This is a genomic window from Pseudoalteromonas sp. A3 (assembly GCF_025942345.1).
GTDB lineage: Bacteria > Pseudomonadota > Gammaproteobacteria > Enterobacterales > Alteromonadaceae > Pseudoalteromonas > Pseudoalteromonas atlantica.
Genome location: NZ_JAPCKL010000016.1, coordinates 73,920 through 97,031, shown reverse-complemented (window position 1 = coordinate 97,031; position 23,112 = coordinate 73,920). Strand labels below are relative to the sequence as shown.

Sequence of the window (23,112 nt, the reverse complement as noted above, 5' to 3'; positions counted from 1 at the left end):
TACTCGACTCACTGAGTAGCTCGTGCCTCGCTATGCGTTGCGCTCTGCCGTCTCAGTGGGGTCGCATTATAGGGAGATCCGAAAACAGATCAACCCTTTTTTGAAGAAAACTTGAAATAAATGACTGTTCGCGTGAAATTGAAGCAAAGTGGTTACTTTAAACACTAAAAAGGCCCTTACGGGCCTTTTATATTAGTTTACGATGAGTTTCCAACCGAGTTTACTTTGCAATTTAGACTCTTGTTGTAGCTCACTAGCCATAAGAGGGTGTTCTTTTAACCAGTTATTGGCAAACTTTAAGTCTAAGGTGTCTTTTTCTACAGATAACTCTATTTTAGGAAGTACGTCGTCTTGTCGGCGCATCGATAATATTACGGCAATTCTTAATAACCTAACTAAGTATTGGGTAAGTGTACTATGTGCACCTAGAGCGTCGAAGCTGCCTTTTTGAATATCGGAGCGATGTGCATTAGCAACAGCTGCAATCACTTTATGTTCAGATTGTGAAAAACCTGGCATATCGGTGTTTTCTATAATGTAGGCTGTGTGCTTGTGATATTGCTTGTACTCTATTAATAAACCAATTTCGTGTAGTTGTGCTGCGGCTTTTAAAAGCGGCAACGCATTTTCACTAACAAGCGGCCAGCTTTCACCTACTTGTTCTGCCAGTTGAATAACTAAGCTCGATACACGATTAGCTTGCTTTTGATCAACATGGTAACGGTCCATAAACCCATCAACGGTGCGTTTACGAATGTCGTTGTTATGAAGCTCGGGCACCATACTGTAAAGCACACCTTCGCGAAGTGCACCGCCAGCTAATCCCATTTTTTCAATTTCAAGCGATTCAAATAGCGCAATTAAGATAGCTAGGCCAGATACAAAAACTAATCTACGCTCTTCGCTTAGACCAGGTAAGTCTAGTGCAGCGATAGTGCTAAACGTTATTGATTGCTCTTTTATTTTATTTAGCTTTTCTAGGGTGAGTAGTTCATCTAAGTGTTGCGCAACCATTATTTCTTGAATGGCTTGCACTGTGCCAGAAGCACCCGATGCAATTTGCCAACCTGCTTGTTTATACTCAGGGGCAATTTCATCAATAACTTCGTGGGCAGCTTTGATGGCAGCGTTAAAGTTTGCTTCACTTAATTGGCAATCTTTAAAATAGCGTTCTAAATAAGTAACACACCCCATATTTAAGCTTTTATAGTGCAGTGCCTCAAAACCCTTACCTATAACGACTTCGGTACTTGCACCACCAATATCAATAACTAGCTGCTTGCCAGTGCATGATGAAGTGTGTGCTACGCCTTTATAAATAGTGCGTGCTTCTAGCTCACCACTTATTACATTAATAGTATGGCCTAAGATTTTTTCGGCTTGTGCTTTGAAAACATCGGCATTCGTCGCAAGACGTAATGTGGCCGTTGCTACTATGGTTATATTTTGTTTTGGAATGTCTTGTAGGCGCTCAGCAAAAAGTGCAAGGCACTCCCAGCCTCGCTGCATTGCCTCAGTGCTTAATACGTTATCTTTATCAAGCCCTGCGGCTAATCTTACTTTGCGTTTAACGCGGCCTATAGTTTGTAGGCCGCCAGCAATTGATTTAGCAATAAGCATATGAAAGCTATTTGAGCCTAAATCAATGACTGCATACACATTTTTTTGCGGTTTAAATTGCCCCACCGTTCAAAAACCTCTAGTTACTACTACGTACAGTAACGGCCGAGTTACGACCGTCCTTTTTGGTAACTATTATTTGGGCGACGTCCGTTATTATTACTACGATTACGTGGGCCTGTAGAATAGTTGCGCTTTCTTTGAATAGTAGGCTTTGTTAAATCATCTAGCAATGCGGTTTTATCATAATGTGATAAAGGAATGCTGTGCTCTATATACTCTTCTATTTCATGCAGGTTATAAGCGTACTGCTCACATGCAAAGCTAATTGCATGACCTGATGCGCCCGCACGACCTGTACGGCCAATACGGTGAACGTAATCTTCACAATCATCTGGCAGGTCAAAGTTAAATACATGACTTACCTCAGGGATATGTAGCCCACGTGCTGCCACATCGGTTGCCACTAAAAAGTCTAATTCGCCTTTGGTGAATTGCGCTAATATAGATTGGCGTTTTTTCTGGTTTACATCGCCAGTGAGCATACCTACTCGGTGGCCATCGGCTTTTAACCAGGCATACACTGTTTCACAGCTGTGCTTTGTATTGGCAAACACAATGGCTTTGTCTGGCCATTCTTCCTCAATTAAAGTTAATAGCAGCTTAATTTTATCTTCTTGAGAAGGATGAAATAGCTCTTCTTTAATTCGCTTACCTGTTTTAACGTCTGGCTCGATTTGAACGTGCTCAGGGTTGGTCATATGTTCAAAGGCAAGTTCTTGCACGCGATAAGAAAGCGTGGCAGAAAATAATAGGTTTAATCTATCTGCTGTATCTGGCATGCGGCGGAACATGTAACGAATGTCTTTTATAAAGCCTAAATCGAACATACGATCGGCTTCATCAAGCACAACTACCTCAATTTCATTAAGGGTGTAACAGCCTTGCTTGTACAAATCGATTAGTCGACCTGTAGTACCAATTAAAATATCAACGCCTTTTTCTAATTGTGCACGTTGTTTTTCGTAATCTTCGCCACCATATACTAAACCTAAGTTAAGATTACAGTGCGGCGCTAAAATTTTAGCATCTTTGTGTATCTGAATCGCAAGCTCCCGAGTCGGGGCCATGATCAGGGCTCTTGGATGTTTACTAGGTGCTTTGCTAGATTGTAATAACCGATGGCACGTGGCAGTTAAAAACGCCAACGTTTTGCCCGTACCTGTTTGTGCTTGGCCCGCGATATCGCGTCCGTCACAAATAAAAGGTAGGCATTTTGCTTGAATGGGTGTGCAATATTCAAACCCACTTTCGGTTAAACCGGCAACCACTTCCGGTGCGATAGCAAAGTCTGAAAACTTTTTATCGGTCAAATGTGTCTTAGTCATAGCGTTTAAGCATAACGTTTAAACTTGCAATAAGAAACAAGAGTGTTTAAATACGCACTAAATATTTCGCCTAACTAAATCGGAGAGCGCAATGAGCGAGAAAATAATCCAAATTACTGACGATAGCTTTGAAGCTGACGTATTACAATCAGACAAGCCTGTACTAGTAGATTTTTGGGCTGAGTGGTGCGGACCTTGTAAAATGATCGCCCCTATCCTTAATGAAGTAGCTGATGAATACGAAAGCCGTGTAACAGTTGCTAAATTAAACATCGACCAAAACGCGGGTACGCCGCCTAAATTTGGTATTCGTGGTATTCCTACTCTGCTTCTTTTTAAAGACGGCCAAGTAGCTGCAACGAAAGTTGGTGCGCTTTCTAAAACTCAACTTATTGAGTTCTTAGAAAACAATATCTAAGTAAAAATTAAAAAAAAGGGCGTTTTTGCCCTTTTTTTGTGTTTATTTTGTATAAAGACTGGACGCTATGCCAGTGAACTGCTAGTTTATAAAGCCAACTAATCCTTAGTTATATTCAACAAACCTCACTCAACTATCAAAGCGATTTTGAGTATGACAATTGTAATAAAGAACCCACCAATATGCATTTACGCGAATTAAAAGACAAGTCTATAAAAGAACTTGTAAACTTAGCTGAGTCCATGGGGCTCGAAAACGTAGCCCGCTTAAGAAAGCAAGATATCATTTTTGCCATTCTTAAAGCACACGCCAAAGGCGGAGAGAACATCTTCGGTGGCGGTGTACTAGAGATTTTACAAGATGGCTTTGGTTTTTTAAGATCATCAGAAGCATCTTACTTAGCTGGCCCAGATGATATTTATGTATCTCCAAGCCAAATTCGCCGTTTCAGCATGCGTACTGGCGATTCTATTTCAGGGCTTATTCGTCCACCTAAAGATGGCGAACGCTACTTTGCTTTATTAAAAGTAAATGAAGTTAACTTCGATAAACCTGAAAACTCTCGCACTAAAATTCTTTTTGAAAACCTTACCCCACTACATGCAAACGAACGTTTTCGTATGGAACGCGGTAACGGCAGTAAAGAAGACATTACCGCTCGTGTACTTGATTTAGCATCTCCAATTGGCCGTGGCCAACGTGGTTTGTTAGTAGCACCGCCTAAAGCGGGTAAAACAATGCTACTGCAAAACATTGCACAATCAATTACTCACAATCACCCAGATGTTACATTAATGGTTTTACTTATTGATGAGCGTCCGGAGGAAGTAACCGAGATGCAGCGCCTCGTTAAAGGTGAAGTTATTGCATCAACGTTTGATGAGCCAGCTTCTCGCCACGTACAAGTTGCAGAAATGGTTATTGAAAAAGCAAAACGTTTAGTTGAGCACAAAAAAGATGTGGTTATTTTGCTTGATTCAATCACCCGTTTAGCGCGTGCTTACAACACCGTTATTCCTTCGTCTGGTAAAGTACTTACCGGTGGTGTTGATGCTAACGCACTGCACAAGCCTAAGCGCTTCTTTGGTGCTGCACGTAATGTTGAAGAAGGCGGTAGCTTAACGATTATAGCTACAGCTCTTATCGACACGGGCTCTAAAATGGATGAAGTTATCTACGAAGAGTTTAAAGGTACCGGTAACATGGAACTACACTTAAATCGTAAGATTGCTGAAAAGCGTGTATTCCCTGCCATCGACTTTAACCGCTCTGGTACGCGTCGTGAAGAACTACTTACTAAGCCAGATGAGCTACAAAAGCTGTGGATTTTACGTAAGATTGTTCATGAAATGTCAGAGATTGATGCTATGGAATTCTTAATTGATAAGCTTTCTATGAGCAAAACGAACGATGAATTCTTCGATTCGATGAAACGCCAATAAGCGCGTTTTCGTTATATAAAAAAAGCGCCTAGGGCGCTTTTTTTATGTTTAAACGACTAATACCAATCGGCTTAGATATTTAGCCTTTCTAGCATACTAAATAAAGCGTTAATGGCGTTATAAATTTCTTATGTAGAACAACTAGGTGTCAAAACTTATGCCTTATGACCACTCTATTTATCTGTCGCTATAAATGTCTAATAACCTAACACGATTGGTATAATTAACTCTCGTTATATTTTTTAAGTACACGCTGTAATTCATCTACAAGCTTTTGAATGTGTTCTTTACTTTGGCTTTGTTTATTGAGTAAAGCCATATCGAGATTTTTAGCGGCTTTGGCAATATCGTCTAACGCAAACATTTGCGCAGCGCCTAAAATACGATGGCTGTCTTTTTGTAGTGCCTCTAGGTCATTACTATTATGGTGCTGACTTATGGTTTCGCTTTCAAACGTGAAGCTTTGCTTAAAACTTGTTACTAAGTCGCTCATGTCTATCTTAGCTGTATAGGCTGCCTCTTGTTTTGCTTCACCTAAATGCTGGGCAAGGGTGTTATAAAACGCGTTTTTATCTAATGGCTTACCTAAATACCCTGTAAACCCTAGGGCAAGATAATCATCAACTTCATGGCTCATTGCATTGGCCGTTAAAGCAAAAATAGGCGCTTGAAAGCCGCACTGTTGCAACAACGAAAACGCAGCACGCCCGTCCATAATAGGCATTTGTATATCAAGCAGCACGAGGTCTGGGTATATTTGTAGGCACTTCTCAACCGCTTGCTCGCCATTTTCTACCGCAATAACTTCAAGCCCCATAGAACGTAAATAACGACTTATGAGTCTGCGATTGTCGGGATGATCCTCAGCCAGTACTACACGCCCGGTTAACTGCTTAACCTGTTCAGCGGCGCTTACATGTTCGTACTCATCTAGCTCTTTTTCAACTTCTATACAGGGTAAAAACAGCGAAAACTGACTTCCGCGTTTAAACTCACTTTGTACGCTAATGTAGCCGCCCATCATAGAGGCTAACTGTTGAGACAAACTAAGCCCTAACCCGGTGCCACCAAAGCGGCGACTAATACTGTTATCGGCTTGGCTAAAGCATTCAAATATTTGTTTTAGCTGTGATGAATTCATGCCAATACCGGTGTCTTTAACTATAAAAATAAGCCCTTGCTCGGTTTTGTTTAAAGACACAACTACCTGCCCCGCCTGCGTAAACTTAACAGCATTAGCACATAAATTAATGAGTATTTGCTTCACCCGCATTAAATCGAGCTTGGTATAAAACGCATTGCCTACATGGTTATCAAAACGAATTTGTAAATGCTTCGCCTTAGCCTGCGTAATAAACATGGCATGTACATCGCTAACTAGCTGCACTATGTCAAAGCACGAAATATTAAGCTCTAATCTGTTTGCTTCTATTTTACTTAAATCGAGTACGTCATTAATTAAACTTTTTAAGTGATCGCTATGTCGTTGAATTATTTTTAATTCATCTTGTAGGTTTTCAGGCTCGTACAAACCATTAATTAAATCATCTGTTTGGCCTAAAATAGCGGTGAGCGGGGTTCTAATTTCATGGCTAATATTTGCCAAAAACTGGCTTTTAACATCATTTGCTTCTCGTAGCTCTTGGGCAATAGCTTGTAGCTCTGCTGTACGCTGCGCAACTTGTTCTTTTAATAACTGCTTAGCACGCTTTTCGGCGCCCCGACGATAAAGCGCGGTACCCGTTACAATTACTAAAAATAATAAAACAAAAATAAAAACCGTAAGCTGCGAACGTTGGCTCATTTTTAACTTTTGTACTTTTCGTTCTTGCTTCAGCTTTTGAATTTCTTGATTTAACTGAGTAGCTTTAAATTGATTTTGCAGTACAGCTAAAGCGCTGGTAATTGTTTCGCTATTTATACCGCGCTGCTCTGCTACAAACTTTTCGTGCAGAGTTAATGCCTCAGCGTAGTTGCCTTTGCTTGCCTCTAGGAGCGAGCGTGTACCAAAAGCATCGCGCTTGATACGCACACTATTATATTGTGTGGCCAAATCGGTTGCTTTATCTAGGCTTTTTTGCGAATCAGCAAGCTCGCCTCTCACAAATTGTATTTTAGCCAGTGCATGTAAGGCGTTAAGCTCTAAGCTGTGATTAGCAATTTTAAGGGCATTTTGCACCCCCAATTTAGCTTGCTCGTAGGCAGCATCCACATTATTAAGAATTAAATTGATGTTTGCTAAATTAGTATATTGGGTAGATAACTTATTATAATCATTGGTAGAAATATAATAGCGCAGTGCCATTTGGTAATAATGCAGCGCTAAATCTAATTGCGAACTTTCGTAGTAAGCAACCCCTAAATTATTGTTAACTTGCGCTATGCCGCTGGTATCAGCTAATTTTTGATAAACTTTAAGTACTTCTTTATAAAATAAAATGGCGCTTTCGTAACGTGATAACCTAATGTACACCCCTGCTATATTTAGCAAAATATCAGCTTGGTCTTGAGCACTGCCCTTTTTCTCATAAATCTCTTTTGCTTTTAAATAATATTCGAGCGTTAGCTCCATATTATTCATTTCGAAGTACGCTAAACCAATATTACTTAGCAGGTTTGCAAGCTCTACTTGCTTATTGTTTTTTTCAACAATCACCATGGCGCGGCTATATTCAACAATAGCTTGCTGAAAATATCCCTGAAAATAAAACACAACGCCTTGCATTTTAATGGCTCTAAAGTGCATATCTGGTAGGTAGTTTAAGGAAGTGTGCTGTTCTAATTTTTTAAAATACAGCAGGGCATTTTCAAAATCATCTGAGGAGAAGGCTAAATCGGCAAGTTCAGAATACACACTGACCTTTTGGGATTCTGTGATATTTTTTGCTTCAAGCAGCGCATTACCGAGCGTGAGTTTTACGTCCCACTGCTGCTCTTTTTTAAATTCATCAAATAAAGATACACTATTTTGAGCAAAGCTTGGCAGTATGAACACACAACATAAAACAAATAAAAGGCACTTCAATTTGCCTTGCATAATATTATTCCTTCAAACTTTAGCTTTAGTCAGTGTAATCTTTATTGAAGATACACAACAAAACGAGTGCAAACAATGCTTAACCCCCTGATTGATGAGATTTTTGAGCTACTTTTAACTCAGCGTGTTTGGAAAGTTCATATCTTAGCTGCAACGCTCGCTCAACAAGGGGTGTTACCACCTTTAGATGCAAACCCTGAGCAAAATTTATTTAAAAAGAATTTTTTAATTATGAATGCTTTATTTGAGCTGCAAACACAGCTATTACCCAAGCACTTAATTATATCGTCATTACATATTGAACTTACAGAGCCAAGTAGCAATGTAGCAACGCAGTCCCATTTAAAAAGTTACTATTTAAACTGGGAAAACTACGACACCAGTGCCAAAGACATAGAGGCATTATTAGATAGTTTTTGGCAGCAATTTAACCCACTAATAAAGCAACCAGTTGGGCAAATTGAGCCATTACTTAAGGCTTGGCAACTACCGCCAAACTTTAGCCTGGCTATGCTACAAAAGCGCTGGCGGCAATTGGCATTAAAACATCATCCCGATAAGCAAACTGGGAGTGCATGTAAATTTAGACAAATAAGAGCCGAGTATGAGCAGCTAAAGCTAGCTGCTCAAAACAGGTAATTAACGGGTAAGGCGACGGGCACGAATTTTACGCCCTTTAATATTGCCCTCGGTTAATTTACGTAGCGCAGGTTTTGATGCATTGCGCTCAACGGCTACAAAGGCAACGTTATCAAGTACATTTATTTTACCTACTTGGCGTCCTGCAACACCATCTTTGCCAGTAAGTGCACCTAAAATATCACCAGCGCGCACTTTTTGCTTTTTGCCCGAGTCGATCATTAGGGTAACCATTTCAGGCTTGTAAGGCGGCTTTTCTAATAAACTAAAAGCAGGCATTGGCTCTGGCAAAAAGTCTCGTTCGTAATGGTCGCCTATTTGCGCCACTTTAAACTGCTCAGCCTCACCGTAAATAGAGCATGCAATGCCTTTTTTACCCGCTCGGCCTGTGCGCCCTACACGGTGTACATGGGTTTGTGGGTCGTGTGCTAAGTGGTAATTTATTACCATGTCCATGTCGTCAATATCTAAGCCACGCGCGGCAACATCGGTAGCAACTAATATTGAGGCGCTCTTATTAGCAAAATGAATTAACGTACGCTCGCGATCACGCTGCTCTAAATCACCGTGCAACGCCACTGCGCTAAAGCCTTCACTTGCTAAATCATCACAAACTTGTTGTGTTTCTACCTTGGTATTACAAAAAACAACACAGCTTTGTGGTGTAAATTTAAGTAGTAATAATTTAAGTGTTGAGTAACGCTGTTTGTTGTTGTCCATTTTGTAAAAGTATTGCTTTATTGTGCTTTTTTCTTGCTCTTCTTCTACTTTTATCATCTCTGGATTTTTTAATACGCGCTTTGCAATCGCTTCAATTGCACGCGGAAAGGTAGCACTAAATAACAACGTTTGACGATTTTGCGGTATGCGCTCAATAATGGCATCAAGGGTATCTTGAAAACCCATATCGAGCATTTGATCTGCCTCATCAACTACCAGCGTTTCAACGTCGTCTAAACGCAGTGTACCTTTACGAATATGATCGTCTACTCGCCCAGGTGTACCCACAATAATGTGCGCGCCATGCTCAAGCGAGCCTATTTGTGGGCCAATAGAAACCCCGCCACACAAGGTTAAAATTTTAATATTGTGAATACCGCGGGCAAGTTTACGCATTTCTACCGCCACTTGCTCAGCCAGCTCGCGCGTTGGACAAAGTACAAGCGATTGAATACGAAAACGTTTTACATTTAATTTAGCTAACACACCTAAACTAAAAGCAGCAGTTTTACCTGAACCGGTTTTTGCCTGTGCAATAATGTCTTTACCTTCAAGTACAGGTGGCAGGCTTTGCGCTTGTACAGGCGTCATTTGCGAGTAGCCAAGTGTTGATAAATTATCAACTAAACCAGCAGGTAAAGCCAAAGATGAAAATGCAGTAGAAGTCACAATAAATTCCAAAATAATAAAAACAACACAGGGCTTAGCCCCAAAATATGGCTCTATAATAGCAGAATTCAGGTTAGGCAACCATTAATACCCGATGTGCATTATTTTACGATGCGTTAATCCTTGTTAATAAAAAAGTTGCAAATGATACTAGTTTTCATTAAGATCCTCGAAAAATTTTAACACCCTAACACTGGATGTAATTGATGAAACTAAACTCACTGTACGTAGCACTTGTTGGTGCCATTAGCACAAGCGCCTTTGCCGCCCCTACTGACCTAGAGCGAATTGAAGTTAAAGGCAGCTATTTCAACGACTACAAAGTCGACAACGCCAACGGAGCAATGAGAACATCAGCGTCATTGTTAGAAACAGCGCAATCAGTCACTGTTATTAGCGATACAATAATTAGCGAGCAATTAGCAACCACACTTGGCGAAGTGCTTACTAACGATGCAAGCTTAACTGCCGGCTCTCAGCAACGTAACCGTGAAGTATTTAACTTACGCGGCTTTGAACTTAGCTCTTCAACAGGCTACTTACGTGACGGGCACCAACATTGGTCTCACTACCAGCAACCGATTGAAATTCTACAACAAGTAGAAGTTATTAAAGGCCCATCAAGTATTTTATACGGACAATCAGGCCCAGGTGGCTTGATTAACATGGTGACAAAAAAGCCTACGGCAACTACATTATTTAACGCCAGCGCAGATGTAGACCAACATGGCTCTACCCGCTTTATGCTAGACGCGGCTGGTGCACTTACCGACGCTGAAGATTTACGCGCACGCGGTATTTTAGTAAAACAAGATGTTGATTATTGGCGCGAATACCAAAACGGCGAAAACCGTGAACGCGATCGTTTTTTAGGTGCTGTAATTGTTGATTACGATTTAAGCGACAACGCATTAGTACGTGTACATTACGACCGCACAGACGACGAAGCAGGCCTTGATACAGGTGCTTGGATAGATGACAACGCCAATGTGATTGGCGATGACAAAACTATTCGCGATATGTCTTGGGCATTTACCGACATAACAGTAGAAAACTTAGGCGTAGATTTTGAAGTGTACTTAAACGATCACTGGCAAGTTAAGCTTGGTTACAACGAGCAAACATTTGAGCGCCAGCGTTTTGAGTCTGCACCTCGTAAGCCAAGCACATTCGTAGAAGGCGATAGCTATGAGTCACGCCCTTACGACCGTTTTGACGATTGGCAGTTTAAAACCGCATTTATTGATTTTGTTGGCGAATTTAAAACCGGTAGTTTACAACATCAGTTTTTAATTGGTGCAAACTCGCTAGATTACTATTACGGACAACGCCGTACATCAGCAGAGTATTTTGATTTTGCCGCTGGCCAAAACGAGCCAAGCCGCCCAACAGTAAGCTATAAATCAGATGATACTATTAGCGAAACTGAATACGACTACTACGGTATTTACGTTCAAGACTTAATTACTTTCTCGCCACAGTGGCAAGTATCATTAGGTGGCCGTTACGATGAGCAAAATAGAGAAGGCGCAGATAACGAGTCGTTCGTACCAAAAGTAGGTGTGCTTTATCACCCTAACCCTTCTGCGACTATTTATGCTAGCTACTCAGAAGGTTTTGAGCCACAAGGTAGCGATACATTAGTAAGCGAAACTGACATCAACAACGGTATGAAGCTTGATGCTGTAACCTCTGAGCAAAAAGAAATTGGTGTTAAATGGCAGCTATTTGATGACCGCCTAATGTTAAGCGGTGCTGTATTTGATATTAGCAAAAAAGGCACCTTAGTAACCGAAGCACTTGAAGTGCCAGTGGGCGAATTTACCTCTGAAACAAACCAAGTAGGCGAGCAACGCCATAAAGGGCTTGAGCTAAGCGCGCAAGGTGCAGCTACCGATCGCTTATTTGTTATGGCATCAACTATGTACTTAGATGCAAATTTTGAGCGTGACGAAGACCTACAAGGTAAACGCCCTACTGATGCTCCTAAATGGTCTGCATCACTTTGGACACGCTATGAGTTAAACGACACCATTGCATTTAATGCCGGTGCATTTTATGAAGGTGAGCGCTTTGCCGATAGTGCAAACACAGTAGTAAAAGATGCTTACACACGAGTAGATGTCGGTGCAACTTACAAACTTAAAGTAAGCAAAACCGATGTAAACCTTCGTTTAAACATTGAAAACCTATTAGACGAAAACTACTTAGGCGGCGGTGGCTTAAACAACGTTACCGTGGGCGAAGGCACAAATGTACGCCTAGCAGCTCAATTTAGCTTTTAAGTTATAAAACTTATACTTATAAAGCCCGCACAATAATAATTGTGCGGGCTTTTTACTGCCTATTAAAAACACCACTGCATTCATCTCATCTATTTTTTAAAGCCTTTAAAAAGTGCTCTAATGCACTTAATTATAAAAAGGCTTACTCTATATGAAAAAAATTATTACAGCGCTACTAATGACTAGCAGCCTCAGCGTTAGCGCAAACAATGCAGAATTCACCACAACGCAATTACAACAGGTTGATGAGGTGCGCACTGCTGCACTTAAAAGCCATTTAAGCTACGAGCTACTCGAGTCACTCACAACAGAAGTTGGCCCTCGCTTACCCGGCACTGAAAACGATAAAAAAGCAGTAGCATGGGCTAAAGCAAAATTTAACGAACTTGGTTTTGATAAAGTATGGCTTGAAGAAGCAACATTTCCAAAATGGCGCCGTTATAGCGAAAGCGGAAAAATACTCACCCCAAGTGAGCAACCTCTGCATTTAACTGCGCTGGGTAATAGTGTAAGCACACCTGATGATGGCATTAGTGCAGCGGTTGTACTGTTTGAAACATTGGATGAGCTAATTGCAGCACCAGCAAATAGCTTAGAAGGTAAAATTGCCTATATTAATTACCGCATGAACCGCGACATAGACGGCAACGGATATGGCCCTGCAGTAAAAGCACGTGCCACAGGCGCAATTGAAGCTGCAAAAAAAGGCGCGGTTGCTTACATGATGCGCTCAGTGAGCACAGCTCACCATCGCTTTGCTCACACTGGTGGTAGTTACTATAAAGAAGGGGTTAAAAAAATACCTAACGTAACTATTGCCAACCCGGATGCGGATCAAATAGCGCGCTTAGTGGCCTTAAACAAAAAGGTAACGGTTAATATAAATGTACAAACACAAAGCCTAGGAGAAGGCACAAGCTATAACGTTATAGGCCAATTTAATGGCACCGAAAACCCAGAACAATATGTGTTAATTGGTGGCCACCTAGACTCGTGGGATTTAGGCACTGGCGCATTAGATGATGGCGCTGGTGTTGCGTTAACAATGGCTGCGGCTAAACACATTAGCGATGTTAAACGCCCTAAGCGCAGTATTCGTGTTGTACTGTTTGCAGCAGAAGAGCTTGGGCTTTGGGGTGCAAAAGCTTACTTTGCACAACATAAAAGCGATTTACATAATATAGTTGCAGCTGCTGAGTCGGACTTTGGCGCCGATGTAGTATATGGTTTTGAGTCAAATGTTAATACGGCTTCTCTGCCAGTAGTACGTGCCATAGCAAAAGAGCTGGCTGCGTTAAACATTGAGTACATTGGTAAAAACCAGGCTAACGGCGGGCCGGATTTAATCCCATTTAAAAAAGCGGTGTCGGCACCTATATTTGAGTTGGCCCAAGATGGCACTGATTACTTTGATTACCATCACACAGCTGATGACACACTCGATAAAGTAACGCCTGCTAAACTGCGCCAAAATACCGCTGCGTATGCTGTATTTGCGCTAATGGCAGCAGATGCCAAAACAACAATTCAACCGAAAGCGCAGACTAACTAATAACTGACATACTTACTTACAGTTTGTCGCTTTAATAAACGCACTCCTTGTTTTACCTTTATATAAATTAAATAAAACAAGGAGTGTGCGGGCATGTTGCTTTTCAATACGAGTCAGTCGTTCCCTCATTTTGCACAAACACAGTGCTGCCCTAACTGCCATAGCCGCGCCTATCATTTAATAAACCAAAGTCGTTTTTTACGCTTTACGGTTATTCCGGTTCTACCTTTAGCACTAAACTATAAATACGAATGCTATCAATGCGGCCATAATGCGCCTGTAAAATTAAAGCAGTTACCGGTGTTTGAAATTTTCACTCTACCTAAATACTTTATAGGGGTACTTTTAGCGTTATGGGTGGGGTTATTTTTTTACCAACAACACGCTGCAGCGCAAGCGCAAAAGCAAAGCTACTTAACTAACCCTAAAGCCTACGATACGTATTTAGTACACGCTGATAAATTTACTCATGAGCCCTGGACACTCACCAACTTAAAAGTTGCGCAAGTTTTAAGTTTTGACGAGCAGTTTATTACGTTTCAAGTAAGTAACTACAGCTATAAGCGCAACAAAGGCATTACTACTGCAATGCGTACCAGCTTATTGGTACAAACAGGTTACTTCTCAGATGACAAAATTACTTTGCCTCGTAGCGAAGTAAAAAGACTTTACAGCGACGGGGTGATTTACGACGTACTGCGCCCCTCAGCAAATAGTTTATATGGTGGTTTTGTAATGTTTCCGCCAAAACCAAAACCGCTATATAAAGGCTTAAAGCTCGACAAAAATAACCAACAGGGCATTACGTATTTTAAAAACGGACAGTATAGCGATGCGCTTGAGAGTTTTACTCTAGCCGCAAATGCCGGCTCGCAATGGGGGCAGCTCAATCTTGCGCAAATGTACCGAGATGGACAAGGCGTGACTCAAAATGTACAAACAGCAAAACATTGGTATGAGCAGGCAGTAGCGCAAGGTAATAGCAAAGCGAAATATGAGCTAGAACAGCTTTGTGAAAACAGCCAATGTAAATAACCTAAGGCTGTATTTAAAATAATGATTAGGCTGCGCTTTGATGAAAATATAAAACAAAGCGCAGCCTAAAAATTCACACAGCAGCTATTTATTAAATATTTTTGTATAAACTAAATGCAGAATAACAATGCATAGCCCCGCTACTACTCCTAATAATCCGTCAAATATAAGGGGGGCTAATGTTTCGCCGGTGCCATTTAATAACGACTTACCTATGGTTATTACTTCTAATTGCCAATGATGTAGTAGCTCAATACCGTGGGATAAAATGCCGCCACCGACTAAAAACATGGCCACCGTGCCGGCAAAGGCTAAAAATTGCATAAGCCTTGGCGCTGCAGCTAATAACCCCTTACCAAGCATCTCTTTAAATTTATTAGCCGACACCTTTGATTGATTAAGCAAATACAACCCTGCGTCATCAAGCTTTACAATACCGGCTACAAGGCCGTATACACCTATGGTCATTAATACGGCTATAACACACAGTACAAGCGCCTGATTTACAAGTGTGGCACCTGCAACCGTTCCTAAGGTGATCACTATAATTTCGGCTGAGAGAATAAAGTCGGTGCGTATGGCTCCTTTTACTTTTTGCTTTTCATACTCAGCTGGGTCTAATTGCTGCGACTCATCAACCTCTTTTTCGGGGTGAGGTAAAAACCGAGCAAATACTTTCTCAGCGCCTTCAAAACATAAAAATAAGCCACCAATTATTAGCAGCGGGGTTATTAACCAAGGCAGCCATACACTTATGAGCAATGCACCAGGCACCAAAATGGCTTTATTTAAAAATGAGCCCTTTGCCACAGCCCAAACTACGGGTAATTCGCGGTCGGCTGTAACCCCTGTAACTTGCTGAGCATTAAGTGCTAAGTCGTCACCAAGTACACCGGCTGTTTTTTTAGTGGCGACTTTACTCATTGTGGCAATGTCATCAAGTAAGGTGGTTATATCATCAAGTAATGTTAAAAGGTTAATGCCTGCCATGTTGCTTCCTAGCTAAAAAATAATGCTATCAACATAGCGTAATCCGTAATTTTCACCAACGGTTAATTTTGCTTTGTTATGCTGATTAAACACACTGATTTTTATCAATGGCAAACTTACTTAGGGGATATAAATGAAAGCATTGGTGGTTATTTTTACAAGCATGCTGGTTTTATCAGCCTGTAGTAATGAGTCTAAAAGTACCCACTACTTATGCAACGAGCGCGTAGTAGAATTAGCCCACCAAGGAGCGGGGGCAACACTTACTTTAAATGAGCAAACATATACGCTTAATAAAGAGCCGAGCGCATCAGGGGTAAAGTATATTAATGAGCGAGTGCTATTTTGGTCTAAAGCCGATGAAGCGATGTTGATTGTTTCAGGTAATAAATACCACTGCCAACTTCAACAAGCCGACGCCTTATAATTTTGTCGTTCGCGATTTAAACTTTTTCTTTTTTCTCATCGTAATAAATAGCCTGTTTTTACGCTATCACTGACTTAACAACTGCACATGCATTTGTTGTTTAGTTGGGTATAATACTTTCACTTTTTGCTTAGTAGCGGCCTACCATGAAATATAAAGATTTACGTGACTTTATCGATTTGCTTGAAAAAAAAGGCGAACTTAAACGTATTACTCAAGAAATCGACCCGTATCTTGAAATGACCGAAATAGCCGACCGTACATTACGTGCTAAAGGCCCCGCATTATTGTTCGAAAACCCAAAAGGTCACAGTATGCCTGTGCTTGCAAACTTATTTGGTACACCTAAACGCGTTGCTATGGGCATGGGCCAAGAAGATGTAAGCGAGCTGCGTGAAGTTGGCAAGCTACTCGCTTTTTTAAAAGAGCCCGAGCCACCAAAAGGGATTAAAGAAGCACTAGGGCAAATTCCGGTATTTAAACAAGTACTCAATATGCCGGCTAAAGAAGTTAAAAAAGCACCGTGCCAACAAGTTGTTCTAGAAGGTGACGAGGTAGATTTAACTAAGCTGCCTATACAACATTGTTGGCCTGGAGATGCCGCACCTCTTATTACTTGGGGCTTAACTGTTACCAAAGGGCCTTATAAAAAGCGCCAAAATTTGGGTATTTACCGCCAGCAGCTATTAGGTAAAAATAAAATAATTATGCGTTGGTTATCGCATCGCGGTGGCGCACTCGATTTTCAAGAATGGTGTAAAGAAAACCCCGGTGAGCCTTACCCAGTTTCGGTTGCATTAGGAGCTGATCCTGCCACTATTTTAGGTGCGGTGACACCTGTGCCAGACACGTTAAGCGAATATGCCTTTGCTGGCTTACTGCGCGGTAGTAAAACCGAAGTGGTTAAGTCTATTTCAAATGACTTACAGGTCCCTGCCAGCGCCGAAATAGTACTTGAAGGCTACATTATGCCTGGCGAAATGGCTCCCGAGGGGCCGTATGGCGACCACACTGGTTATTACAATGAAGTTGATGATTTTCCTGTGATGACAGTGACCCATTTAACACACCGTAAAAACCCAATTTACCATAGTACATTTACCGGCCGCCCACCTGATGAGCCAGCTATTTTAGGTGTGGCATTAAACGAAGTGTTTGTGCCTATATTGCAAAAGCAGTTTCCAGAAATCGTCGACTTTTACTTGCCACCCGAAGGCTGCTCTTACCGTATGGCCGTGGTAACCATGAAAAAACAATACCCAGGCCATGCTAAGCGCGTAATGATGGGCGTATGGTCGTTTTTACGTCAGTTTATGTACACTAAGTTTGTTATTGTTTGCGATGATGATGTAAATGCCCGTGACTGGAACGATGTTATTTGGGCCATCACTACCCGTATGGACCCTGCGCGCGACACCACATTAATTGAAAACACGCCAATAGATTACCTCGATTTTGCATCGCCGGTATCTGGGCTTGGCTCAAAAATGGGTATGGATGCAACAAATAAGTGGCCAGGTGAAACCGACCGCGAATGGGGCGAGCCAATTGTCATGGATAAAGCGACAAAAGATCGTGTTGACGAAATTTGGCAAAGCCTCGATATACTTTAAGCACGCTTAGTGAATATAAACAGGCTATAAAATAACCCCGCAGATATGTTAATATTGCTCCACTTAACTGCATATCTGCGTAAACGCTGCTAAAAGGTAAAAAATGCAAACATTAAAAGCTGAAGTTGTTGCCATCAGCCCACTTACAGAATTTGTTCATAAAGTAATTTTAAAGCCTCAACAACCTGTTACGTTTGAAGCTGGCCAATACATGCAACTTGTACTTGGCGAAAAAGACAAGCGCGCATTTTCGATTGCAAGTCGTCCATCGCAATGTGATGAAATAGAGCTTCATATTGGCGCATCTAAAGCCGATTCATACGCAATGCAATCGCTTGAGCATTTACGTAATGCGCATCAAAATAATACACCGGTAGATATAGAAGCTGGCCTTGGTGTATCGCAACTACGTCTACAATGCGAGCGCCCTATTATTTTATTGGCTGGCGGCACTGGTTTTTCTTATGCAAAATCAATGGCTGATCACTTAGCTGAAATTAAATGCGACCGCCCGGTATTATTTTACTGGGGTGTTAAAGAAGAGTCTGCATTGTATGCTCACAGCGAAATGCAAGCATGGGCAGAGAGTAACGAGCACTTTAAATTTATTCCTGTTGTAGAAAACCCATCTGCTAATTGGCAAGGCCACACTGGGTTTGTACACAAAGCAGTAATGCAAGATATTGTGTCGTTAGAACCTTACGACATTTATATGGCCGGTCGCTTTGACATGATAGGCATTGTCCGTGATGACTTTATTGCTCACGGCGCTGTTCGCGAAAACATGTACGCTGACGCATTTGCGTTTATAAAATAAATTTTTATTTATAATACAAAGGCGCCCCATGGCGCCTTTGTTATTTCTATCAAATTTAAGATATTAATTGGTATAACCTATTGCTTTAATCAGTATAAACAATTTCCTAAATTCCTATCTATAAACCATACTTTGTATAGAACATCAGCGGGAGAGACCCAAATGTTAAATACAAAAGTAAAAGATTTTATGCAACGTAAGTTGCCGCATATTACCCCAAATACCGAAATGACCACCGCTATTAGCGAGCTGCAAAAGTTTAACTTATTAGGTGCACCAGTATTTGATGACAATAAATCGCTGGTTGGTTTTATATCTGAGCAAGAGCTGTTAAAACCATTAATGCGAAGCAGCTATTTTTGCGATGGCGTTGTAAAAGTTTCGCAGCTTATGCAGACCGAAGTTGTAACCGTTAATGGCGATACCAACATCATCGAGCTTGCAGAGCAAATGAAAACAGGAAAGCCAAAAAACTACCCCGTTGTTGAGGGTGATACCGTGATAGGGCTGATTGGCCGAAGCGATGTATTAAAAGCACTGTTTGATAATTACGTGAGCTGCCAAACAAAAGTAAGCTAACATAAAAAATGCCGCTAATAAGCGGCATTTTTTGTATTAAGCGTGTTTAACGTGCTGCAGCAAGCGCAGTTAATGCGCTTTTATCGCTGTCGCTTAAAAATGCAATCTCTAAGGCATTAGCTTGCGCCTTATGCATATCGGCTTGTGTTAAACCCGCCTTTGGCGCAGCCACTAAATATTCATGCTCAATTTCAATGCCCTCTACAGCCGGATCGTCGGTATTAATACACGCTAAAATACCGTGATCTAAAAACTGTTTAAGGGGGTGTTTAGCTAAATCGTTTACGGTACTGGTTTGAATATTACTGGTTAAGCACGACTCAATACCAATGCGGTTATCGCGCAGGTAGTCCATTAGTTTAGGGTCTTCAATTGCTTTTACCCCATGACCTATACGGCTTGCACCTAATTCATTAATGGCTTGCCAAATACTCGCTGCGCCCAGCGCTTCACCGGCATGGATGGTAGCGGCTAGGTAAGCGTCTCTTACTTGCTTAAATTGTTCGACAAAAAGCTCTCCCGGAAAACCAATTTCATCTCCGGCTAAATCAATCGCCACTAAATCATTTTTAAAGGCAAGTAATGCGTCAAGCTCCTGCTGGCAAGTTTTAACACCGTAAGTACGCGACATAATACCAATTAAGTTTGCTTTAATATTTGCGCCTTGAGTAGCCGATTTAATACCATCAACCACGGCCTCAACCACCCCTTGCGGGTGTAAACCTTGGCTGTGTGCCATATAATACGGGCTAAAGCGAAGCTCTACATAATCAAGTCCCTGCGCTTGAGCATCTTCTATGTTTTCAACTGCAATGCGTCTACAGGCGTCGTAGTCGCCCAGTACCGTTACACCCCAGTCGAGCTTTTGCAAAAATGCCATTAAATCAGGCTCAGGATCAATAACTTGCACATGAGGGATAAGCGCCTCTACGTTATCAGCAGGTAGCGTAATATTAAACTGTCGACCAAGCTCTAGTATGGTTTGCGCACGTACATTGCCATCTAAATGACGATGAATATCTAGCAGAGGTAATTTTTTATTTATCATAATAGCGACTCGGTTAGGTTAAAATTGCGCGCATGATACGCAGGTACAGTTATTTTTCAAGTGTAGAGCAGTTAAAGTAAATATTAGCGGTCATATGTCTGCTTTTTACTCAAAAAGTGAACAAAATTAGGTTTTTGTTCACTTATTTTGATGAGCTAAGTGATGCCAGAGTGTTTTAAATAAGGTATTTGCTTCAATGGGTTTAGTAATATAATTATCCATACCGCTGGCAACTGCTTTTTTAACATCGTCATCGTGGGCATTAGCAGATAAGCCAATAATAGGTAGGTCAAACAAACCAAGTTCATTACGAATAACTCGCGTGGCTTCAAGGCCATCCATTTTTGGCATTTGTATATCCATAAGCACAATGTCGTAGGTATGCTCTGTCAGCTTTTCAATCGCCTCAAAACCATCATTAGCAATATCAGCAACGCACCCTTTGGTTTTTAAAATAGCGCTCGCGACGTGCTGATTTAATGGGTTATCTTCAACAAGCAATAATTTATAATCTGCAAAAGAAAGCGTACTAACATCTATCTCATCATATTGTTGCTTTATTTGCTCAGCCTTTGGTAGTGGCGAATAAATTGGCAGGCTAAAAGTAAACGTAGAACCGTGCCCTTCGTGGCTTATTAAATCAATTTCTCCGCCCATCAACTCTACAAGCTTTTTGCATATACTTAAACCTAAGCCCGTGCCGCCATATTGACGCGAGGTAGAACTATCTGCTTGTGCAAACGGTTTAAAGAGCTGTTTTTGCGCCTCTTTACTAATACCAATACCGGTATCATTAACGCTAAAGTAAGTCATTTTTTTAGATTGCCACACTTTAAGCGTGATGCTGCCTTTAGCCGTAAACTTAATGGCATTATTGATTAGGTTTAGCAAAACTTGTTTTAAGCGTATTGGGTCGGTGTTGATAACCAAGTTACTTGATTTATCGTAATCAAGCATAAATTCTAGCGACTTTGCTTCTATATCAAACTGCAGCAAATTAGCCACTTCTTCACTGAGTGTGCCTACATCAATTGGCTCTTGAATTAAATCAAGTTTACCTGCTTCCATTTTAGAAAAATCGAGCACATCATTTAATACTCTTAGCAGTACGCCCAGTGCCCCATCTGCTTGCTCAATATAGCTGCGAGCTTGCTGCCAATCGTTTTGCTGTAGGGCTAAATAATGCAGCCCTTTAATACCATTAATAGGCGTGCGAACTTCGTGGCTCATATTTGCTAAAAACTGGCTTTTTATTTCATTGGCTTCATCGGCCTTTTGCTTTTCTAAGCGTAAAATTTTAGTTTGTTTTGCTACCTGCTCACGTATACGAATATTGGTACCCGTTACCGATATTAAAAAGGTAATAAGCAGCCAAACAAATAACATGCCGGCTATTTGCGCAAGCCAGTAAACTAACCATGACTCTCGTTGCAGTGGCTGATGCAGCTCCACCTGCCACACCCGCTTACCTACCAATAATTTATAGTCTTTTAACGGCAATAGTTGCTGGTGATCGGCAATAAAAATAGGCTGTGCATTATTCTCTGTTGTGGTGTCTGTAAAGCTCACTGCAACGCCATTATTTTGATCAAATAACACCGCGTTAGATAGTCTTTCTAAACTAACAACGGCTACCACAAAACCTTTAAAATCGTCTTCGGTAATATTGTTGCCAAACACCGGATGAAAAAACAACACGCCGCGCTCAGCTTCGTTTTGCACTAAATTTATTGGCTCACTGATCACCAACTCATTTAACACTTTTGCTTTTATTAATGCAGATCGCCTTACCTCATTTGAGGCAAGATCAAAGCCAATTACGTCTTCATTTCCCGACAAAGGATGTGCGTATTGTACGGGGTAGTAAAAATCTCGTGGGGGTGCGGCCTGCCAACTGCCATCTTTTGCTCTTTCTTTTAAGCTATATTTAGCCAGCTCGGTGTTGTTATTAGCCTCTATATACTGAGCTAAGTTTTCACTTGGTAAGTAGGGCACCCACTCAAATGCTAAAATTTCTTCGCTGTAACTAAGCTGCTTAGAAGTAAACTGCTTAAATTCACTAAAGCTCACATCGTCACTACTAGAAAAAAAGGTCGCCAGTAAGGCGAGGTGTGCGGTTATTTCGTTAATTTTATTGTTGATAGCATCTTGAGTGGCTAATATTTTCAGCTCTTCTTTTTGAATGTTTTTTTCTTTTTTTACACTGGCCGCGCCATAAAAGCTAATACTTATAACCATATAAATTAACAGTGAGGGCAGTATAACTTGTAGACGATAATTTACCTGTGAATAGTTAAATGCCGCTAGCATAAGCGGAGTAAAAACAAGCACCCCAATACTGTCGCCTATCCACCACGCTATAAACGTATCCCAACCGGCTTGAGACACAATAACGCCATTAAAAATTAATAAGCTGGTGCCTACCCCTGCAGCTATAACACAGCACAATGGGCCGGCAACAACTAGGCTTTGAATACAGTGCTTTAAAGAAGATAAGTCGAGTGGTGCTTTAATCACTTTAGTGACCAACTGGCTACCTACCCATGCTTGTAAAGTAGCAGCAAAGGTAACAGCCGCAGCATGCATAAATACACTTAACTGAAATATCGCTGAGGCGCTTTCTAAATGAATGAGGTTAGTAAAAAAAGCCCCTAAAACAATACCTAGTAAGCTCTTTCTGCCCCAAATTAAAAAGCCAGCAAGCGCAATTCCCGATGGCGGCCACACAGCCACTGCGTAGCCATCTATCGCTAATAGTAAATTACTGAAATATCCGGTAAAAAAGTAAGCGCACGCAAAACTTACAGTGACAATGAAAAAGTGTTTCAACCCA

At 41.2% G+C, this 23,112-nt stretch carries 17 protein-coding genes; 10 read left to right on the top strand and 7 right to left on the bottom strand.

Features of this window, described 5'->3' with window-relative positions:
* Positions 1–192: 192 nt before the first annotated feature.
* The gene (gene gppA / locus OIZ54_RS19255; protein ID WP_004588955.1) at positions 193–1,686 is read right to left on the bottom strand and encodes a guanosine-5'-triphosphate,3'-diphosphate diphosphatase; all 1,494 of its coding nucleotides are present in this window, start codon (positions 1,684–1,686) and stop codon (positions 193–195) included.
* Positions 1,687–1,730: 44 nt separating this feature from the next.
* A complete protein-coding gene (gene rhlB, locus OIZ54_RS19250; RefSeq protein ID WP_054983731.1) occupies positions 1,731–3,008 on the bottom strand; it encodes an ATP-dependent RNA helicase RhlB in 1,278 nt (425 codons plus the stop codon).
* A gap of 91 nt (positions 3,009–3,099) precedes the next feature.
* Between rhlB and trxA the strand changes: the two genes are divergently transcribed.
* Both trxA and rho read left to right on the top strand, forming a co-directional pair.
* A complete protein-coding gene (gene trxA / locus OIZ54_RS19245; protein WP_004588957.1) occupies positions 3,100–3,426 on the top strand; it encodes a thioredoxin TrxA in 327 nt (108 codons plus the stop codon).
* A gap of 182 nt (positions 3,427–3,608) precedes the next feature.
* Complete coding sequence (rho, locus tag OIZ54_RS19240; protein WP_004588958.1) at positions 3,609–4,868, top strand: transcription termination factor Rho; 1,260 nt, start codon at positions 3,609–3,611, stop codon at positions 4,866–4,868.
* 223 nt (positions 4,869–5,091) lie between these two features.
* Here rho and OIZ54_RS19235 read toward each other — a convergent pair whose 3' ends face one another.
* Positions 5,092–7,905 carry an ATP-binding protein gene (locus OIZ54_RS19235; RefSeq protein WP_264391081.1) on the bottom strand — a complete coding sequence of 938 codons (2,814 nt, stop codon included), beginning with the start codon at positions 7,903–7,905 and terminating at the stop codon, positions 5,092–5,094.
* Between the two features lie 75 nt (positions 7,906–7,980).
* Here OIZ54_RS19235 and OIZ54_RS19230 point away from each other — a divergent pair, with 75 nt between their 5' ends.
* Positions 7,981–8,544 carry a DNA-J related domain-containing protein gene (locus OIZ54_RS19230; protein ID WP_096738907.1) on the top strand — a complete coding sequence of 188 codons (564 nt, stop codon included), beginning with the start codon at positions 7,981–7,983 and terminating at the stop codon, positions 8,542–8,544.
* Here the strand turns inward: OIZ54_RS19230 and dbpA are convergent, their stop codons facing one another.
* Positions 8,545–9,933, bottom strand: coding sequence for an ATP-dependent RNA helicase DbpA (dbpA, locus tag OIZ54_RS19225; protein WP_264391080.1), 1,389 nt, complete (start codon positions 9,931–9,933; stop codon positions 8,545–8,547). It abuts the gene before it with no gap.
* Positions 9,934–10,139: 206 nt separating this feature from the next.
* Between dbpA and OIZ54_RS19220 the strand changes: the two genes are divergently transcribed.
* The 3 genes from OIZ54_RS19220 to OIZ54_RS19210 all read left to right on the top strand — a co-directional run bounded on the left by OIZ54_RS19220 (position 10,140) and on the right by OIZ54_RS19210 (position 14,805).
* Positions 10,140–12,218 carry a TonB-dependent siderophore receptor gene (locus OIZ54_RS19220; protein ID WP_096738906.1) on the top strand — a complete coding sequence of 693 codons (2,079 nt, stop codon included), beginning with the start codon at positions 10,140–10,142 and terminating at the stop codon, positions 12,216–12,218.
* Between the two features lie 151 nt (positions 12,219–12,369).
* On the top strand, positions 12,370–13,770 hold the full coding sequence (locus OIZ54_RS19215; protein ID WP_264391079.1) for a M20/M25/M40 family metallo-hydrolase: 1,401 nt from the start codon (positions 12,370–12,372) through the stop codon (positions 13,768–13,770).
* A gap of 93 nt (positions 13,771–13,863) precedes the next feature.
* Positions 13,864–14,805 carry a tetratricopeptide repeat protein gene (locus tag OIZ54_RS19210; protein WP_264391078.1) on the top strand — a complete coding sequence of 314 codons (942 nt, stop codon included), beginning with the start codon at positions 13,864–13,866 and terminating at the stop codon, positions 14,803–14,805.
* Positions 14,806–14,889: 84 nt separating this feature from the next.
* On the opposite strand, the gene OIZ54_RS19205 is transcribed toward OIZ54_RS19210, so the two are convergent.
* Positions 14,890–15,795, bottom strand: a complete 906-nt coding sequence (locus OIZ54_RS19205) for a DUF808 domain-containing protein (protein WP_248452084.1) — start codon at positions 15,793–15,795, stop codon at positions 14,890–14,892.
* A gap of 133 nt (positions 15,796–15,928) precedes the next feature.
* Here OIZ54_RS19205 and OIZ54_RS19200 point away from each other — a divergent pair, with 133 nt between their 5' ends.
* From OIZ54_RS19200 to OIZ54_RS19185, 4 genes are all read left to right on the top strand, one after another.
* Complete coding sequence (locus OIZ54_RS19200; protein WP_024032060.1) at positions 15,929–16,222, top strand: MliC family protein; 294 nt, start codon at positions 15,929–15,931, stop codon at positions 16,220–16,222.
* Positions 16,223–16,368: 146 nt separating this feature from the next.
* Positions 16,369–17,835, top strand: a complete 1,467-nt coding sequence (ubiD, locus tag OIZ54_RS19195; protein WP_024032061.1) for a 4-hydroxy-3-polyprenylbenzoate decarboxylase — start codon at positions 16,369–16,371, stop codon at positions 17,833–17,835.
* A 103-nt stretch (positions 17,836–17,938) separates the two neighbouring features.
* Positions 17,939–18,652, top strand: coding sequence for an NAD(P)H-flavin reductase (fre, locus tag OIZ54_RS19190; protein WP_054983722.1), 714 nt, complete (start codon positions 17,939–17,941; stop codon positions 18,650–18,652).
* A gap of 162 nt (positions 18,653–18,814) precedes the next feature.
* A complete protein-coding gene (locus OIZ54_RS19185) occupies positions 18,815–19,231 on the top strand; it encodes a CBS domain-containing protein (protein ID WP_264391077.1) in 417 nt (138 codons plus the stop codon).
* Between the two features lie 46 nt (positions 19,232–19,277).
* Here OIZ54_RS19185 and add read toward each other — a convergent pair whose 3' ends face one another.
* A complete protein-coding gene (gene add, locus OIZ54_RS19180) occupies positions 19,278–20,279 on the bottom strand; it encodes an adenosine deaminase (protein WP_264391076.1) in 1,002 nt (333 codons plus the stop codon).
* 138 nt (positions 20,280–20,417) lie between these two features.
* Positions 20,418–23,108: a CHASE domain-containing protein gene (locus OIZ54_RS19175; protein ID WP_264391075.1), complete on the bottom strand. Its 2,691-nt coding sequence runs from the start codon at positions 23,106–23,108 to the stop codon at positions 20,418–20,420.
* Between the last annotated feature and the right edge of the window lie 4 nt (positions 23,109–23,112).

Bases quoted from the DNA above. Each gene is read 5' to 3' on its own strand.
- OIZ54_RS19200 (WP_024032060.1), top strand. From the start codon at position 15,929: ATGAAAGCATTGGTGGTTATTTTTACAAGCATGCTGGTTTTATCAGCC.
- ubiD (WP_024032061.1), top strand. From the start codon at position 16,369: ATGAAATATAAAGATTTACGTGACTTTATCGATTTGCTTGAAAAAAAA.
- OIZ54_RS19220 (WP_096738906.1), top strand. From the start codon at position 10,140: ATGAAACTAAACTCACTGTACGTAGCACTTGTTGGTGCCATTAGCACA.
- OIZ54_RS19215 (WP_264391079.1), top strand. From the start codon at position 12,370: ATGAAAAAAATTATTACAGCGCTACTAATGACTAGCAGCCTCAGCGTT.
- trxA (WP_004588957.1), top strand. From the start codon at position 3,100: ATGAGCGAGAAAATAATCCAAATTACTGACGATAGCTTTGAAGCTGAC.
- rhlB (WP_054983731.1), bottom strand. From the start codon at position 3,008: ATGACTAAGACACATTTGACCGATAAAAAGTTTTCAGACTTTGCTATC.
- OIZ54_RS19185 (WP_264391077.1), top strand. From the start codon at position 18,815: ATGTTAAATACAAAAGTAAAAGATTTTATGCAACGTAAGTTGCCGCAT.
- OIZ54_RS19205 (WP_248452084.1), bottom strand. From the start codon at position 15,795: ATGGCAGGCATTAACCTTTTAACATTACTTGATGATATAACCACCTTA.
- OIZ54_RS19230 (WP_096738907.1), top strand. From the start codon at position 7,981: ATGCTTAACCCCCTGATTGATGAGATTTTTGAGCTACTTTTAACTCAG.
- add (WP_264391076.1), bottom strand. From the start codon at position 20,279: ATGATAAATAAAAAATTACCTCTGCTAGATATTCATCGTCATTTAGAT.
- rho (WP_004588958.1), top strand. From the start codon at position 3,609: ATGCATTTACGCGAATTAAAAGACAAGTCTATAAAAGAACTTGTAAAC.
- OIZ54_RS19210 (WP_264391078.1), top strand. From the start codon at position 13,864: ATGTTGCTTTTCAATACGAGTCAGTCGTTCCCTCATTTTGCACAAACA.
- fre (WP_054983722.1), top strand. From the start codon at position 17,939: ATGCAAACATTAAAAGCTGAAGTTGTTGCCATCAGCCCACTTACAGAA.
- OIZ54_RS19235 (WP_264391081.1), bottom strand. From the start codon at position 7,905: ATGCAAGGCAAATTGAAGTGCCTTTTATTTGTTTTATGTTGTGTGTTC.